Source organism: Pseudomonas sp. GW-45 (genome assembly GCF_056896675.1).
On sequence record NZ_CM167674.1, the window covers coordinates 2632982 to 2649125 of the forward strand.

At 55.1% G+C, this 16144-nt stretch carries 16 protein-coding genes; 1 reads left to right on the forward strand and 15 read right to left on the reverse strand.

Going from position 1 to position 16144, the window contains the following annotated elements:
- Positions 1 to 9: 9 nt before the first annotated feature.
- Entirely contained in the window at positions 10 to 1362 is a 1353-nt protein-coding gene (gene rlmD, locus AC1XYH_RS12085) for a 23S rRNA (uracil(1939)-C(5))-methyltransferase RlmD (protein WP_483323421.1), read from the reverse strand.
- The gene (gene cysM, locus AC1XYH_RS12090; protein ID WP_483323422.1) at positions 1359 to 2261 is read right to left on the reverse strand and encodes a cysteine synthase CysM; all 903 of its coding nucleotides are present in this window, start codon (positions 2259 to 2261) and stop codon (positions 1359 to 1361) included. The genes rlmD and cysM overlap by 4 nt, the downstream gene beginning before the upstream one ends.
- Before the next feature lie 103 nt (positions 2262 to 2364).
- Here cysM and AC1XYH_RS12095 point away from each other — a divergent pair, with 103 nt between their 5' ends.
- On the forward strand, positions 2365 to 5130 hold the full coding sequence (locus AC1XYH_RS12095; protein WP_483323423.1) for a response regulator: 2766 nt from the start codon (positions 2365 to 2367) through the stop codon (positions 5128 to 5130).
- Here AC1XYH_RS12095 and acpS read toward each other — a convergent pair.
- The 13 genes from acpS to rpoE form a co-directional block, all read right to left on the reverse strand.
- Entirely contained in the window at positions 5119 to 5499 is a 381-nt protein-coding gene (acpS, locus tag AC1XYH_RS12100) for a holo-ACP synthase (RefSeq protein ID WP_483323424.1), read from the reverse strand. The genes AC1XYH_RS12095 and acpS overlap by 12 nt on opposite strands.
- The gene (gene pdxJ, locus AC1XYH_RS12105) at positions 5496 to 6239 is read right to left on the reverse strand and encodes a pyridoxine 5'-phosphate synthase (protein WP_483323425.1); all 744 of its coding nucleotides are present in this window, start codon (positions 6237 to 6239) and stop codon (positions 5496 to 5498) included. The genes acpS and pdxJ overlap by 4 nt, the downstream gene beginning before the upstream one ends.
- 48 nt (positions 6240 to 6287) lie before the next feature.
- A complete protein-coding gene (recO, locus tag AC1XYH_RS12110) occupies positions 6288 to 6974 on the reverse strand; it encodes a DNA repair protein RecO (protein WP_483323426.1) in 687 nt (228 codons plus the stop codon).
- Positions 6975 to 6989: 15 nt separating this feature from the next.
- Complete coding sequence (era, locus tag AC1XYH_RS12115) at positions 6990 to 7892, reverse strand: GTPase Era (protein ID WP_483323427.1); 903 nt, start codon at positions 7890 to 7892, stop codon at positions 6990 to 6992.
- Positions 7885 to 8574 carry a ribonuclease III gene (rnc, locus tag AC1XYH_RS12120; RefSeq protein WP_483323428.1) on the reverse strand — a complete coding sequence of 230 codons (690 nt, stop codon included), beginning with the start codon at positions 8572 to 8574 and terminating at the stop codon, positions 7885 to 7887. Before rnc ends, era begins: the two co-directional genes overlap by 8 nt.
- Positions 8571 to 8948 carry a DUF4845 domain-containing protein gene (locus AC1XYH_RS12125; protein WP_483323429.1) on the reverse strand — a complete coding sequence of 126 codons (378 nt, stop codon included), beginning with the start codon at positions 8946 to 8948 and terminating at the stop codon, positions 8571 to 8573. Before AC1XYH_RS12125 ends, rnc begins: the two co-directional genes overlap by 4 nt.
- Positions 8949 to 9001: 53 nt before the next feature.
- Complete coding sequence (gene lepB / locus AC1XYH_RS12130; RefSeq protein ID WP_483326376.1) at positions 9002 to 9880, reverse strand: signal peptidase I; 879 nt, start codon at positions 9878 to 9880, stop codon at positions 9002 to 9004.
- 21 nt (positions 9881 to 9901) lie between these two features.
- Positions 9902 to 11701: a translation elongation factor 4 gene (lepA, locus tag AC1XYH_RS12135; protein WP_483323430.1), complete on the reverse strand. Its 1800-nt coding sequence runs from the start codon at positions 11699 to 11701 to the stop codon at positions 9902 to 9904.
- Between the two features lie 165 nt (positions 11702 to 11866).
- On the reverse strand, positions 11867 to 13294 hold the full coding sequence (locus tag AC1XYH_RS12140) for a DegQ family serine endoprotease (protein ID WP_483323431.1): 1428 nt from the start codon (positions 13292 to 13294) through the stop codon (positions 11867 to 11869).
- 43 nt (positions 13295 to 13337) lie between these two features.
- Entirely contained in the window at positions 13338 to 13811 is a 474-nt protein-coding gene (locus AC1XYH_RS12145) for a SoxR reducing system RseC family protein (protein WP_483323432.1), read from the reverse strand.
- Positions 13808 to 14665, reverse strand: a complete 858-nt coding sequence (locus AC1XYH_RS12150) for a MucB/RseB C-terminal domain-containing protein (RefSeq protein ID WP_483323433.1) — start codon at positions 14663 to 14665, stop codon at positions 13808 to 13810. Before AC1XYH_RS12150 ends, AC1XYH_RS12145 begins: the two co-directional genes overlap by 4 nt.
- 98 nt (positions 14666 to 14763) lie before the next feature.
- Positions 14764 to 15399: a sigma-E factor negative regulatory protein gene (locus tag AC1XYH_RS12155; RefSeq protein WP_483323434.1), complete on the reverse strand. Its 636-nt coding sequence runs from the start codon at positions 15397 to 15399 to the stop codon at positions 14764 to 14766.
- 57 nt (positions 15400 to 15456) lie between these two features.
- Positions 15457 to 16032: an RNA polymerase sigma factor RpoE gene (rpoE, locus tag AC1XYH_RS12160; RefSeq protein WP_483323435.1), complete on the reverse strand. Its 576-nt coding sequence runs from the start codon at positions 16030 to 16032 to the stop codon at positions 15457 to 15459.
- Positions 16033 to 16144: the final 112 nt, after the last annotated feature.

Below are 16144 nucleotides of genomic sequence, written 5' to 3' on the forward strand. Positions count from 1 at the left end.
ACCAGCGCACTAGTGCTTCCGGAACAATGCCATGGCTTCCACGTGTGAGGTTTGCGGGAACATGTCCATCACCCCCGCCTTGACCAGACCATATCCTTTGGTAGCCAATATCCCTGCATCCCGAGCGAGCGTTGCCGGATTACAGGAAATGTAAAGTATGCGCTCGATTCCCAATGCAGCCAGGTCTACAACCAGTTGCTCCGCACCGTCACGTGGCGGGTCTAGCAGTGCTGCGGTATAACTCGGAGCACCTGCCGGCAATTCAAGGGGTTTGGACAAGTCCGCCACCAGAAAGTGCAGCGCATCCAGATCGTTAGCCACGGCATTTTGTTGTGCCCTTGCGACCATGGCCTCACTGCCTTCAATACCGGTTACCTGTGCGCCCTGACGCGCCATGGCCAGTGCAAAATTGCCAACACCACAAAACAGATCCAGCACCGGTTCTTCTGGCCGTAATTCAAGCCAGTTCAGCGCCTGATTGACCATCGCCTGGTTGACCTCAGCATTCACTTGGGTGAAATCGCCCGGTGCGAAACTCAACTGCAAGTTCTGATCCAGCAATCGGTAGGCGGGCTCAGTAGCGGCCGGTGTAATGCAGTGCAACGATCCTCCGCCCTCACCCGGTTGTAACCAGCAGCTCAGACCGTGGCGCGCAGCAAAGTCGCTTAATAGTTGCTGGTCTGCCTCACAAAAAAGCTTGGTATGGCGCACCACCATAGCCGGCTGCTCGCCGCCGATCAGTTCAACATGCCCTAGATCACGCGCACCTGCCAACGAGCGTAGCACCGCGGGCAGCTCAGCTATAACTGGCTGCAGTATCGGCACCAGCACCGGACACTCCTGCACCTGAACGAGATCGCTGCTAGCGCGCTGTCGGAAACCAACCTCCAACTCATTGCGCTTAGGCTGCCAACGCACCGATATGCGAGTACGTTGGCGATAGCCATATGCTGGGCCTTCCAGGGCCGGCAGCCACTGCGCAGCCTGTACGCCAGCGAAATGCTCCAGCTGCTGCGTCAGCGCCTGCTGCTTAACCTCTAATTGTTTACTGTGGGGCATGTGCTGCAAGCTGCAGCCACCGCATAACTCGGCATGCCGACAACGGGGTTGTTGGCGCTCGGGGCTAGCCTGCAGCAGCTGTTCCTGCCGCGCCTCGATCAGCTTGCTGCGCGCGCGCACTACCCGCGCCTTAACCTGTTCGCCCGGCAAACCGCCCTCGACAAAAACGGTACGCCCCTGCCATCGGCCAATGCCGCGGCCATCATGTGTCAACCGCTCCAGCGTTAGCTCAATGCGCTGGCCTATGGCTGCTGGTGCATCGGCGTTCTGGCGCCGCTGCTGTCTTCCGCGAGGTTTATTCATGCGTCGCCGTCGTAGATCCCGGTCGACAGATAACGATCGCCGCGGTCACAGACAATGGCGACGATAACGGCGTTCTCCACCTCAGCACTCAGGCGCAACGCCGCCGCAACCGAGCCGCCGGAAGAAACTCCGCAGAAGATGCCTTCCTCGCGTGCCAATCGGCGCATGGTCACTTCAGCTTCGGTTTGCCCCATATCAATCACCCGGTCGACCCGGGTCTCATCAAAAATGGTAGGCAAATACTCTTTTGACCAACGCCGGATACCCGGAATGGAAGCGCCCTCGATTGGCTGCAAACCGACAATTTGAACCGCAGAGTTTTGTTCTTTGAGGTAACGCGAGGTACCCATAATGGTGCCAGTGGTACCCATGGAGCTGACAAAGTGCGTGATGCTACCGGCAGTATCACGCCAGATTTCCGGCCCGGTGCCGTGATAATGCGCTTCGGGATTATCCTGATTACCGAACTGGTCCAGTACTTTACCCTGCCCTTCGGCCTGCATTTGCAACGCCAGATCACGCGCGCCTTCCATGCCTTGCTTTTGGGTCACCTCAATCAACTGCGCACCATAGGCAGTCATCGCTGACTTGCGTTCGGCGCTCATGTTATCGGGCATGATCAGCACCATGCGATAACCCTTTATCGCCGCGACCATTGCCAAGGCAATACCGGTATTGCCGGAAGTCGCTTCAATCAAGGTATCGCCGGGCTGGATATCACCGCGTCGCTCAGCGCGCTCGATCATCGATAACGCGGGCCTGTCCTTCACCGAGCCAGCGGGGTTATTCCCCTCCAGCTTGACCAGAATGGTGTTACTAGTAGTGCCCGGCAAGCGTTGCAGGCGCACCATAGGAGTATTACCGATGCACTCGGCAATAGTGGGATATTCAATCGTCATTGTTCATCCTGGGAGCCTGGGCAAAGGAGCAAATCGGTTGCCGAAGCTGCGCTTTCTATTCAGTCCGCCTATGATACCGGCAACGGCGTAGCGGATATACACAATGAACGAGATCGGCATCAAGACCCGAATCCTGCTGATGACGCTGGTGCCTTGCGGCCTGTTGGCTCTGGTGCTGGGCGGTTATTTCAGCTGGCAGCAATTGCAGGATCTGGAGCAGCAACTGTTGGAGCGCGGCCAGATGACCGCAGAACACCTGCAAGGGCCAGCAACCGAAGCCTTGCTTGCAGGGCAGACAGAGCGTCTGCGCGGCTCGCTGGGCCGCGCCCTGAATTATCAGGATGTGCGTGCCATTGCCTTATACGACAGCCAGCGAAACGTGCTTGAACGTAGCGGCCCGCAAATGCATCCAACTGAACGCACCCTGCCGGAAACCAGCTTGGCGGCGGGCACCGGCCTGCAGATTCAGGCAAGCAAGCAAAGCACTCGCTTTACCCTGCCGCTACTCGCTAGCCCAAGCCTGCTGGAAAAATCCGACCGCTCGGATATTGAAGCCGACGCCCTGCTGGGCTGGTTAGAGGTAGAACTCAGCCACGGCAACACCCTGCTTCGCAGCTATCAGAGCTTACTAACAACGCTCGTGCTCATTCTTATCGGCTTGGTCGTCACCGGCCTACTGGTGAGCACTATGGGACGTCGCATCATCGGCCCCATCGGGCAAATAAACCAAGCAATCGCCCGCATAAGCAAAGGCCAGCTGGACGTTCGCCTAGCCGAGCAAGGTAGCCGTGAACTGGATGACTTGGCCAGCGGCATCAACACCATGACGCAAGCGCTACAGAGCGCTCAAGGTGAGCTGCAGCAGAACGTCGATCAAGCCACCGAGGATCTGCAGCAAACGCTGGAAACCATCGAAGTACAGAATATTGAGCTGGATATGGCGCGCAAGACGGCACAGGAAGCCAATCGCATAAAGTCCGAGTTCCTCGCCAATATGAGCCATGAACTGCGCACCCCCCTGAATGGCATCCTTGGCTTCAGCAATCTGTTGCAACGTACCGAGATGACGCCGCGGCAAGAGGAGTACCTCGGCACCATTACCAAATCCGCCGACAATTTGCTGGCCATCATCAATGAAATCCTCGACTTCTCGAAGATTGAGGCCGGCAAACTGGTGCTGGAGAACATGCCTTTTAACCTGCGCGATCTGATTCAGGACACCCTGACCATGCTCGCGCCCGCTGCTCATCAGAAAGGCGTAGAACTGGTTAGCCTGATCTACCGTGACACGCCTCTGGGTCTCAGCGGCGATCCGCTGCGCCTAACGCAAATTCTCTCCAACTTGGTCAGCAATGCGATTAAGTTCACCCACGAAGGCTCGGTGTGCCTGCGTACCATGCTTGAGGACGAAGATGAAGATCAGGTCACCCTGCGCTTAAGCGTCACCGATACCGGCGTCGGGTTGACCAGCGCGCAGCAGAAGTCGCTGTTCAAAGCCTTCAGCCAGGTAGACAACTCGTTGTCGCGACAACCAGGGGGCACTGGCCTGGGGTTGGTTATTACCAAAAGACTCGTCGAACAAATGCATGGCGATATCGGCCTCAACAGCGTAGTCAACGAGGGCTCCGAATTCTGGCTAACTATTCGGCTGAATAAATCCAACCTAGCCAGCGATGACCTCCCGATACACCCCTTAAAGTGCATCAAAGTTGCCATCTGCGAGCCACAACCGCTAAGCCAGCAGGCGCTGATTCACTGCCTACAGGACCTCGGACTGGAAATCAGTATTTTCCCTACGCTGCACGCCTTAAATAGCGCGCTGGAGAGTACCGGCGGCGAAGGAATTCGCATGGTGGTGCTCGGCAGCCCACCGGCTGGCACACCGCTCTCGCCGATTCTTGCCTGTATGCGCGACTGGGCCGACAGCGGCCGTTGCAGTAGCATTCTTATGGCCAGCACTACAGAGCAGACCCAGCAACTGGACAGCCTACCCAGCGGCCACTGCGCGGTGTTATCCAAGCCTTTGTGCACCCGCAAGCTGTTCCGCGCGGCTACTCACCTGCTGCAGCCCCGGATTACGTTGGCAATAGAGGCCGACAACAGCGAGGAACGGCGGCAGCATCCTGATTCAGTCAGCGTACTTTGCGTAGATGACAACGAAGCCAATCTCAAATTGGTAGAAACTTTTTTACGCGAGATGGGCGCCAGGGTGCTCTGTGTTAGCAGTGGCGAAAAAGCACTTGAAGTGCTGACAGATCAGCGCTTTGACCTGATTTTTATGGACGTGCAGATGCCAGGGATGGACGGCCGCCAAACCACACAAAAAATTCGGCGACTTGAAGAGCTCAGTGGGCAAAGCAGCGTTCCGATTATCGCGCTGACCGCACACGCGTTGGCTGAGGAACGTCGGCGACTGCTTAAAAGCGGTATGAACGACTATCTGAGCAAACCTATCAGCCCCGAACAACTGCGCGAATGCATCCGGAAATGGACTGAACAGCCTGACCAGCAAGGGCCATACACGCCCGTGCAGGCAGTTCGGGCGCCCTTGGTCTTCGACCCTGCCGAAAGCCTGCGTCTGGCGGCCGGCAAACAGGATTTGGCCCGTGAAATGTTGGACATGCTGTTGCTGAGCCTGCCGACCGAACGAACCCGTATTGCACAGGCAGCAGAAAGCCGCGATCAGGAGGAGTTGCTGGAAGCGGTGCACAAGCTGCATGGCGCCACTCGCTATTGCGGCGTACCTGAACTACGCCAATGCTGCCTACGCGCGGAAACCAGGCTGAAGCAAGGGGATGACACCACAGCCGAGATTGCGCGGTTGATGACGGCTATAGAACACTTACTGGAAACGGTTTCAGTCGAGTGACCAGACCACAAAAGCCAATGCCTGCTCGCGCTCATCACTGAGCGACAGCAGCATACGGCCGCCACCTCCCTGCTGGAGACGCTGCGCTGCAACGCCGCTCAATTGCACTAGCGGCGCGCCAGCTGCATCGTTATCGATCTGCATATGCTGCCATGACAGGCCGCCAGCTAATCCGGTGCCCAGCGCCTTGAGGATCGCCTCCTTGGCGGCAAAGCGCTTTGCCAGAAAGCGCGCCGGCTGGCGGTGCGTGGCAAAGCGTTGAAATTCCGCCACGGTCAGAATGCGTTTGGCAAAACGCTCGCCTTGGCGCTCAAGCACCGCTTCAATACGCGACACCAGAACCAAATCGGTACCAATACCGCGAATCATGAACGGCCGGCAGCGCCAAGAATCAGCGCGCGCATATCCTGCACCGCACCGACCAGGCCTGAGAAAAGGGCGCGCGCAATGATCGCGTGGCCGATGTTCAGTTCGTTGATACCCGGTATCGCCGCAATGGGCTCCACGTTGTGGTAGTGCAAGCCGTGACCTGCATTCACCACCAGACCCAACTTGCGCGCGTAGGTAACTGCAACCTGAATGCGCTTAAGCGCATCTTGCTGCTCAGCACCTTCGGTATCTGCATAATGGCCCGTGTGCAGTTCAATGACCGGAGCACCAACCCGCTTGGCCGCTTCGATCTGACGGGCGTCGGGGTCAATAAATAACGATACTTCCGAGCCAGCGCCGGACAAACGCTCAACCGCAGACTGCACTCGCGCTTCGTTACCGCAGACATCCAGCCCGCCTTCGGTAGTCAACTCCTCCCTGCGCTCAGGCACCAAACACACATGCGCTGGCCGCAGCTTTATAGCGAAAGCGATCATCTCGTCAGTGACCGCGATCTCGAAGTTCATCCGCGTTTGCAGTACTTCTGCCAGCAACAGCACATCGCGTTCCTGGATATGCCGGCGATCTTCGCGTAGGTGCACAGTAATACCGTCGGCGCCAGCCTGCTCTGCCTCAATAGCAGCTTGGACCGGGTCGGGGTAGCGGGTACCTCGGGCCTGACGCAAGGTAGCAATGTGATCGATATTTACCCCGAGTAACACACGACTGTTTTGACTCATGCTGGATATCTCCTGTCACCGATGGTGATCAACTACCACCAAGAAAATTTAGGGTTTAGCGGCAAACAGCTGACGACTCATCAACGGGCGATCACCAAGGTGAACTGCCAGCGCCTTGCGCATTAATCGCTTTGCCGTATGCAGCGCTGCTGGATGCTGCCAATCACCGCTCGACATGGCCAACAAGCCTGCACCCGGCAATAAACCCGGCTGCTGGCTCTCAGTGCGCTGCAAACCCTGCTCTGCATCCCAAAGATAGAGTGCCGCGCAAGACAGGGGTTCACCCAGCGCATCTGTCTGCAAGCTGAAGCCATAGCCCAATAGACTCAGCAACTGCCATTCGAACTCACGCAGCACGGGCTCCACCGCTCGTTCAGCCGCCAGTTGTTCCAACGCAGTTTGATAAGCAGCAAATAAAAGGGTTTGGGGGTCACCACCGGACAAGAGACGTACCAGCAGCTCATTGAGATAGAGCCCACTGAACAGGGCTTCTCCCTGCAGCCTCACGTGGCCGCCTGCCACCTCGGCCTGCCGCAACGTTTTGAGATCACCTCGCCCATACGAGCTCAACAGCAGGGGCGTAAACGGTTGCGGCTTGATGCCCTTGCCGCGCTTGGCACCGCGCCACACTACGCGCTGCATACCTTCGCGTAGCGTCAGCAAATCAACCAGTGCGCTGCTGTCGCGGTAAGGGCGGCTGTGCAAAACGTAGGCCGGCTGCAGATCGAATGACATGGCGTCGGCGCCGAATCAGGCGTCGAAACGATAGCCCAACGAGCTCAGCGCGCGCTCATCATCCGACCAGCCGCGACGAACCTTGACCCACAGATGCAGCATTACTTTACTGCCGAACAACTTCTGCATATCCAGGCGCGCCTCTTGACCAATCTTCTTCAAACGCTCGCCGCTGTCGCCAATGATGATCTTCTTCTGGCCATCGCGTTCAACCAAAATCAACGCGTGAATGTGCAATATCTTGCCTTCCTGCTTGAACTGCTCAATCTCGACCGCAACCTGGTACGGAATTTCAGCGCCTAACTGACGCATGACCTTCTCGCGCACCAGCTCTGCGGCGAGAAAACGCGAGCTACGATCGGTCAACTGATCTTCCGGGAAAATGTGTTCAATTTCCGGCAGGCGTTCAGCAATCAGCTTTTCCAGAACGTCGATATTACGGCCATGCAATGCAGAAACCGGCACTACCTCGGCATTCGGTAATTGGCTAGCAAGCCATTCCAAATGCGGCAGGATGTCGCTTTTGTCATCCATGCGGTCAACTTTGTTGACCACCAACAAGATGGGGCAAGTGACATACTGCACCCGATCAAAGACCATCTGGTCCTCGTCTGTCCAGCGCGTACGATCCACCACAAAGAGCACCACATCCACATCACGCAGCGCTTGGCTGGCACTCTTGTTCATGAAGCGGTTGAGAGCCCTCTCATTCTCTTTGTGCAAGCCGGGTGTATCCACATAGATCGCCTGCACCTCATCCTCGGTTTTGATACCCAGCATGGTGTGGCGCGTGGTTTGCGGCTTGCGAGAGGTAATCGCCAGTTTCTGACCCAGGATATGGTTCAACAAGGTCGACTTGCCGACGTTGGGACGGCCTACAATGGCAACATAACCACAACGGCTAGCGACTTCAGTCATCTGCTTTCTCCACGCCCAAGGCAATTAGGGCTAGTTGGGCCGCCCGTTGTTCGGCCAATCTTCGGCTGTTGCCATCACCAAAGGTGGGCTCCGCCAGTAGGTCGACCTTACAATCCACTTTAAAAGTACGGCAGTGGGCTTCACCACTACTCTCGATCACCTCATAACGAGGCAATTCGCATTGCCGCGACTGCAGAAACTCCTGCAGCCGGGTTTTCGGATCTTTGTTGTTATCCACCAACGTCAAGGTGGAAATATGCGCGGTCAGCCAGTGCAGCACGCGCTCACGCGCTGCCTCCATGCCAGTATCGAGGTAAATCGCACCGATAATAGCTTCAGTGGCATCAGCGAGGATGGATTCGCGACGAAAGCCGCCGCTTTTAAGCTCACCCGAGCCAAGGCGGAGGTACTCGCCCAGCTCAAAGCCAATGGCCAGCTCGGCCAAGGTAACCCCCTTGACCAAGCGCGCGCGCAGCCGAGAAAGCTGCCCCTCACGCGCTTGTGGGAAGTGTTGAAAGAGCATATCGGCAGCAACGAAATTCAGTATTGAATCGCCGAGAAACTCCAGTCTTTCGTTATTTCGGCCACCGAGACTGCGGTGAGTCAAGGCCAGTACCAGCAGGTCCTGGTCCTTGAATTGATAGCCTATCTTACGTTCAAGTCGGTCTAGCTTATCGGTCACTTTAAGGGTCTAACAATATGGGTTTCATCAAAATGAACCAGCAAGTCCACTGTATTGAACATAGGCGCACGCTGTTCGTATTTGATTACCACGGTGTAGGCATCATTGCCGCTGGCGGTGACCTTGATTGCTTCTTTAGCATCAATGTCACGGATGCTGTTGATCTGCATGCCCTTATCGATCAAGGAGTTAAGATCGCGCAAAGAACGAATTTTGACACTCGGATCTTCATTGATCGAAGTGACAATATTGCGTAGTGCAAAATGGTCCATGTAAATCGGAACCAGCTTCATCGCGATGACCAGCGCAAATATCAGCAGCGCAATAACTGCCAACCAGCCAAAAAACGATGCCCCTTTCTGAGAGTGGCGCATAATAACCTCGTACGTCCGTTGTTGATGTTATGTTGACAACTGCCACCCGATCTTTAGTGGATCAAGGCTACACTGGAAAAACTCGGCAGATTGCTCAGCTTGGGTTCCGGCCAGTGCATCCAAACTGCAAAGGCCTTACCCACAATATAGTTGTCCGGGACCATTCCCCACAACTCTCTGGGCATATCGTCGGCGTGCCAATAACGACTGTCGTTTGAATTGTCGCGATTGTCACCCATCATGAAGTAGTGCCCTGCGGGCACCGTCCACTCTTTTTCCGGCGGCGTTTGCGACAACTGCTTCTGACGAATCATATGACTGGCTTCACCCAGTTGCTCACGATATATAGCCGCATTCGCCAAAGCCTGCAACGGGTGGCCCGCCGGCACTTCATCATCAGAGATGATATCAACCAACTCGTGCTCAACCTTTTTGCCGTTCACGTAAAGTTGTTTATCCGCATAGCGGATATGATCGCCTGGCAAACCCACGACTCGCTTGATGTAGTTGATAGTCGGATCGTTAGGGTAACGAAAGACCATAACATCGCCACGCTGCGGGTCACCAATAGGGATAACCTTGACGTCGGCAACCGGCAAGCGAATGCCATAAGCAAACTTGTTAACCAGAATGAAGTCACCTACTTGCAAGGTAGGCTTCATTGAACCAGAAGGGATTTGGAAAGGCTCGACCAGAAAAGAGCGCAGTACCAGAACGACGGCCAATACCGGGAAAAAGGACTTGCCGTACTCAACTAGCAGCGGCTCCTTGTTCAGTTTCTCAACGGTTTGCGGGTCTCCCACATCGACCTGAGACTCGTAATTAGCGATCGCACGACGGCGACGCGGAGCAAGAAACAACAAATCGATCAAAGCAAGAAAACCGCTGATAGCGACGGCCAGAACCAGCACCAGCGGGAAGTTGATATGCATCATCGTGTACGCTTAACGCCCCTAGTTGTCTACCTTAAGCACCGCGAGGAAGGCATCCTGCGGAATTTCTACGTTACCTACCTGCTTCATGCGTTTCTTACCGGCCTTCTGCTTTTCAAGCAGCTTTTTCTTGCGGCTGGCATCACCACCATAGCATTTGGCAATTACGTTCTTGCGCAATGCTTTGACCGTTGAGCGCGCCACAATCTGGCCACCCATCGCCGCTTGAATAGCCACATCGAACATCTGCCGAGGAATCAGTTCGCGCATTTTCTCAACCAGCTGACGACCTTTAGAGGCCGCCGCCTCACGGTGCACGATCAACGCCAAGGCGTCGACCTTTTCGCCATTAATCATCACATCCAGACGCACCAAATTGGCCGACTGAAAACGGTCAAAGCTATAATCAAGTGAGGCATAACCACGGCTAACCGACTTAAGGCGGTCGAAGAAATCAAGTACCACCTCATTCATCGGCAGATCATAGATAACCTGAACCTGGGTGCCGAGAAATATCATGTCGTGCTGCACGCCGCGCTTATCGATACATAGGGTAATAACGCTGCCGAGATGATCCTGTGGCACCAGAATATTAGCCCGCACGATAGGCTCGCGCATCTCTTGAATCATAGATGGATCCGGCAAGTGCGAGGGGTTATCAACGTAGATAAGCCCACCGTCCTTTTTCAGCACCTCGAACACAACCGTTGGCGCCGTTGTAATCAGATCAAGATCGTACTCACGCTCCAGCCGCTCTTGAATAATCTCCATATGCAGCATGCCAAGGAAGCCAATGCGGAAACCAAAACCGAGTGCTTCCGAGCTTTCCGGCTCAAACTGCAACGCAGCATCGTTCAGCGTCAGCTTTTGCAGTGCCTCACGGAAATCTTCGAAATCGTCCGAGCTGACCGGGAACAAACCAGCGTAAACCTGCGGTTTGACCTTTTTAAAGCCCGGCAGCATGTCGACATCAGGGGTGGCAGCAAGCGTCAGAGTGTCGCCCACTGGAGCGCCATGAATATCCTTGATGCCAGCAATGATGAAGCCCACTTCGCCAGCTTTCAGATCCGCGGTTTCAGAGTGCTTGGGGTTGAATACACCAACGCTGTCGACTTGATGCAGTTTGCCAGTGGACTTCACCAACACTTTGTCACCCTTCTTGATGCGGCCATGCTTAACCCGGACCAAGGACACGACGCCAAGATAGTTGTCGAACCAGGAGTCGATAATCAACGCTTGTAGCGGTGCTTGAATCTCGCCTTCGGGTGCAGGAATAGCCTTGATCAGCGCTTCGAGCACGTCCTCTACACCGATACCGCTCTTGGCGCTGCACGACACCGCATCAGTAGCATCAATACCAATCACGCTTTCGATCTCGGCCTTCACGCGCTCTGGCTCAGCCTGCGGCAGGTCGATCTTATTTAGCACCGGCATGACCTCTAGGCCCTGCTCGATCGCGGTATAGCAGTTCGCCACCGACTGCGCTTCAACACCTTGCGCCGCATCGACAACCAACAACGCCCCTTCACAAGCCGCCAAAGATCGGCTGACTTCGTAGTGAAAATCGACGTGGCCAGGAGTGTCAATAAAGTTCAGCTGATACGTTTTTCCGTCTTTAGCTGTGTAATAAAGCGTAACGCTGTGCGCCTTAATGGTAATACCGCGCTCACGTTCCAGATCCATTGAATCCAGTACCTGAGCCTCCATTTCACGCTCGCTCAAGCCACCACAAATCTGGATAAATCGATCAGCCAGGGTCGATTTTCCGTGGTCGATATGGGCAATGATGGAAAAATTACGTATTAAGCTCAGGTCACTCACAGCGCGGATCATCCAGACGTAGTTGCCAGATATGGCGAAGGGCGGGGCAAAAATCCCCCGAAAACAGCCGGCGAGTGTACCTGATTACAGAAGGCGGTGCTATCACAGCGCTAGCCGCTGGCAGACGCAAAAAACGCCGCCCAGCGGATACTGCGAGAGTCCAAATTACTCGGACAAGCGGAAGGTAATGTAGCTGGCACGACCCTGGCGGATCACCCGCATGGATACCGAACGGTTGCTCGGCAAATCCTTGGCAATACTTTCGAAGCTGGCAACTGAGTCGACCGATTGGTTATCCAAGTTGGTGATAATATCGCCCGCACGCAAACCGACCATCGCACCCGGCCCTTTGGTTACCTCTCGCACGACAACGCCCGTGTGAATATCCAGATTTTTCTTCTGCTCGGCGCTGAGCTCGACCACACTGACACCCAAGCGGTTATCCGTCTTGGATGGCGCCTGTGACTCGGCATCATCCAAGGCTGCGATATTATCGTCTTCAGGCAGGCTACCGATCGTCATGGTCAAGGTTTTGCGTGATTTGTCGCGCATCACAACCATGCTTGCGTCACTGCCCGGGCGAACACGGCCAACGGCGTGTGGTAGGTCGGATGAGCGGTTAATTTCCTGGCCGTTGAACGCCATGATCACGTCACCCACTTTCAAACCGCCTTTGTCTGCAGGGCCGCCAGGCATGATTTGCGCAACCAACGCACCAGCAGGCTTAGGCAGCTCAAACGACTCAGCAAGATCCTTGTTGATCTCCTGAATCACTACACCCAACCAGCCGCGCTGCACGCTACCCGTTGCCTTGAGCTGCTCGACTACATCCATCGCCACATCCATGGGAATAGCAAAGGAAAGCCCCATAAACCCGCCTGAACGGGTGAATATCTGTGAGTTAATACCCACCACTTCACCGTCAAGATTGAACAGCGGGCCGCCCGAGTTACCGGGGTTGATTGCCACATCAGTCTGAATAAAAGGGACATAATTTTCGTTAGGTAGGCTGCGCCCTTTCGCACTCACAATACCCTGAGTTACCGAATAGTCGAAACCGAACGGAGAGCCAATCGCCAGCACCCACTCGCCGGGTTTGAGGTCGGCAGACTTGCCTATTTTGACCACCGGCAAATCATCGCCAGCATCAATTTTCAATAACGCCAAATCAGAGCGCGGATCAGCGCCAACCAGCTTGGCTTCCATTTCCCGGCGATCAGACAAGCGCACGTAAATTTCATCCGCATCCGCGATGACATGATTATTGGTCAGCACATAACCATCTTTAGAGATAATAAAGCCCGAGCCGAGTGATTGCGGCGCCTGATGCTCACGAGGTGAAGGTGACTGAGGAAAGCTGCGCTCAAAGAACTCGCGAAACAAAGGCGGCATACCTTCCATATCAGGCATGCTTTGCACTCCGCCGGCCGGAGTGGCCGAGGGGTTCTGCTTGGTGCTGATATTAACAATAGCGGGAGAAGCCTCCTCTACCAACTCGGTAAAGTCTGGTAAATCCACCGCCAAAACCAGTGATTGCCATCCCAGTAGAACGGCACCTGCAGTAGCTGCTACCCAACGTCGTGCTGACAACATATGCGTTTTTTCTCCTGATGAAAAATCGAGAAAACCTAAAGCCTTACCAGTCTTCTTGGTGTGCTGACACCAGCACCACCGAAGGGCTAGCGCGGGCAATAACTTGAGGATGCAACTGCGGATCCTGCTGTACCTTACGGTCGTGCCAACGCACTACTGCAAAGCCTGCAAGCAAACCTACCGCCGCAAGCAAAATCATCATTGGTTCTGAGCAACCTAAGGCTTGCGCTGTGAGCGCAGCAGTAAACAAACCAACCAACGGTACCAAATAAGCCCACATGGCGCTGCGCACCACGGCATTCTCGGGCACGCCGATAATCACCTCTTCGCCTATCTGCCAAGTTTGTTCGGTCAATGCCCGAACAAATCCCTGGGACGAACGTGTGCCTAGTTTCTGTAGTAACGCGTGCCCACAACCGGCCTTAGCCTGGCAACTGCCGCAGGTACTGGAACGAATAGTCGTTACCCAGACCGCGCCCGATTCCATACTGAGAACCCGGCCACGCTCCTCAATCACTGCACAGACTCCGCTGGCTGGGCAAAGGAGGCCGCGATACGTTCAGCTGCTGCGGGTGGAATTTCACCCACCACAGTAGCCAAAAACGCGCCATCTTTAGCCTTAAGTTTGCGACTTACTGCAACAGTAGGCCCAAGCTGGGCACGCAAATCGTCCGCTAGCCGTTCTTCGCCAAGCGGTTCGACGAAAACAGTGAACCGCGCCATGCCATCCGTGTAAACACGACTGGATACGGGCTCTTCATCAACAGAGAACGCACGAACATCTTGCTCTCCTCCGGTGAAACCCGGTGGTAGCCAGCCAGGCTGCCAACTTTTGTCGTTGCTGTTTTCTTGGCTTTTCAGGGTAACGTCAACTTGCAAGCAACCGGAGCCGGGTGCCACGCTTGAGTCAGGGATATCTTTGTAGGAAAGGTCGGTAAACTGAAAGCGCTCTAGCAACGTGGCGCGTTCGTTAATTACCAACGACTTGAGCAAGAGGCCAGTATCACTGTCGAGATACAACTCATAGGCGTAGCGATATTCGTCCCGCGGTTTAATTGCCACGACGGTGGCCGCACGTCCAGCAACACGTGTTGTGCCGAGGAGTTCGAGGGAATACCACTGTTCAAGCAATTCGGGGTCTTGCGCAGGTTGCGAAGAAGCGTCCCAGATCGGGCCTGCGGAATAAGAACTAGCGCACTGTACGTGCCCATCACGGCGCACCCACTCATGGGGTTCGCCATCAGCCTGTAGCAGCCTTTCGGTAACCACATTATTAGCTGTTTGGTGCCACACCTGATGAGTAGAAAAACTACCGGAGCGCTCGTAAACGAACGCTCCTTTATAGCTCACTTGGCTGCCGGCTTCTGACATTCGCTGCAGCCAGCTTCCGGCGTCATTCGCCAGTGCCGCCGGCGAGACCAGAAGGGCTGCGATGTAACAACAGCCCAAAGTGCGCTTTGCTATCACAACTATCGTCCTTCTATGCTGGCCGCACGTGCGTAAGGAACCAGCTGAGGCGATGAAAACTGCGCACTATTTTCGGCGTGCTCGCGCAGATAGCGACCAATACGCTGCTCATGCCAAGCAGAAGGAGCTTGCGCAGACGATATAGGCTCAGCACTCACGCCTGGCTGTTGTGAGTAACCAGCCAACACAGCACCGGAATGAGCAGCACTGCCCGTCGCGGCAAAACTGGGAGCGACAACAGACTCAGTCGCAGCCAAGGTTTGCTGCTGTGGCACATCGCCTTGGTTAACCATGCGAACGCCAACCAGCACAGCCATGGTTACCGATGCAGCAACGGCAACTCGTGTCATGTTGCGCCACAAGCCTGAGCGCACTGGCGCAGCTGATTCAGCTTGCATTTGCAGCTCAGGCTCATCGCGCAGAGCGGCAGCTATGCCGGCAGTTAAATCTACCGAGCTACCCACTGAAGGCTGCCAATGCTCTTTATGCAGCACAGAACGCGCCATCTGATAGCGCCCCCAAGTGCCACGTAGAGCGGAATCCTGAGCAGTGGCCTGCAGAACACGGCGCACTTCCAGATCGTCAGCCTCGTTATCCATGAGGGCGGAAAGAGACTCCTGCAAGATTTCGCTTCTCATCGCTGTACCTCTGCTAATGGCCCAAGGGGCTCGCTGCGTTACGCTGCTGAATACCCATCAATCTTCCAATAAGGGCTTCAGTGCTTTATCTATTGCTTCTCGAGCCCTAAAAATCCGGGACCTTACGGTACCGACTGGGCAAGACATCACATTGGCAATATCTTCGTAGCTCAAACCTTCAAATTCCCGCAAGGTCAAAGCCGTTCTTAAATCATCCGGCAATTGTAAGAGTGTGCGATTGACTACTTGTTCAATCTCATTGCACAACATCTCGCGTTCTGGCGAATGAATATCCTTGAGAATGCTGTCACCCTCATAGAACTCTGCTTCATCCGCCGCTATGTCGGAATCCGGTGGACGCCGATTGCGCGCCACCAAATAATTCTTGGCCGTATTGATCGCAATACGGTACAGCCAAGTGTAAAACGCGCTATCGCCGCGAAAATTCGGCAATGCTCGGTAAGCTTTGATAAACGCTTCCTGAGCAACATCCTGAGCCTCGTGCGTGTCATGCACAAAGCGCGTGACCAAGGCCAGAATTTTATGCTGATACTTCAATACCAGCAGATCAAAAGCTCGTTTATCACCTTTCTGAACACGTTCGACCAACTGCTGGTCGCTCTGCTCAGTCATGTCGTCGCCCCGGTAATTCACAGGGCAACCCGACTACGTTGCTATGGTAGACCCAAGATGTAACCAAAAGTTCTCCCCTCACTCAGGCACGAAAATAGGAGCCGGCTTGCTG

What these genes read in the sequence shown, in the direction of transcription:
- rlmD (WP_483323421.1), bottom strand. Translation starts at nt 1,362, where the DNA reads ATGAATAAACCTCGCGGAAGACAGCAGCGGCGCCAGAACGCCGATGCA.
- cysM (WP_483323422.1), bottom strand. Translation starts at nt 2,261, where the DNA reads ATGACGATTGAATATCCCACTATTGCCGAGTGCATCGGTAATACTCCT.
- AC1XYH_RS12095 (WP_483323423.1), top strand. Translation starts at nt 2,365, where the DNA reads ATGAACGAGATCGGCATCAAGACCCGAATCCTGCTGATGACGCTGGTG.
- acpS (WP_483323424.1), bottom strand. Translation starts at nt 5,499, where the DNA reads ATGATTCGCGGTATTGGTACCGATTTGGTTCTGGTGTCGCGTATTGAA.
- pdxJ (WP_483323425.1), bottom strand. Translation starts at nt 6,239, where the DNA reads ATGAGTCAAAACAGTCGTGTGTTACTCGGGGTAAATATCGATCACATT.
- recO (WP_483323426.1), bottom strand. Translation starts at nt 6,974, where the DNA reads ATGTCATTCGATCTGCAGCCGGCCTACGTTTTGCACAGCCGCCCTTAC.
- era (WP_483323427.1), bottom strand. Translation starts at nt 7,892, where the DNA reads ATGACTGAAGTCGCTAGCCGTTGTGGTTATGTTGCCATTGTAGGCCGT.
- AC1XYH_RS12125 (WP_483323429.1), bottom strand. Translation starts at nt 8,948, where the DNA reads ATGCGCCACTCTCAGAAAGGGGCATCGTTTTTTGGCTGGTTGGCAGTT.
- lepB (WP_483326376.1), bottom strand. Translation starts at nt 9,880, where the DNA reads ATGCATATCAACTTCCCGCTGGTGCTGGTTCTGGCCGTCGCTATCAGC.
- AC1XYH_RS12140 (WP_483323431.1), bottom strand. Translation starts at nt 13,294, where the DNA reads ATGTTGTCAGCACGACGTTGGGTAGCAGCTACTGCAGGTGCCGTTCTA.
- AC1XYH_RS12150 (WP_483323433.1), bottom strand. Translation starts at nt 14,665, where the DNA reads ATGTCAGAAGCCGGCAGCCAAGTGAGCTATAAAGGAGCGTTCGTTTAC.
- AC1XYH_RS12155 (WP_483323434.1), bottom strand. Translation starts at nt 15,399, where the DNA reads ATGAGAAGCGAAATCTTGCAGGAGTCTCTTTCCGCCCTCATGGATAAC.
- rpoE (WP_483323435.1), bottom strand. Translation starts at nt 16,032, where the DNA reads ATGACTGAGCAGAGCGACCAGCAGTTGGTCGAACGTGTTCAGAAAGGT.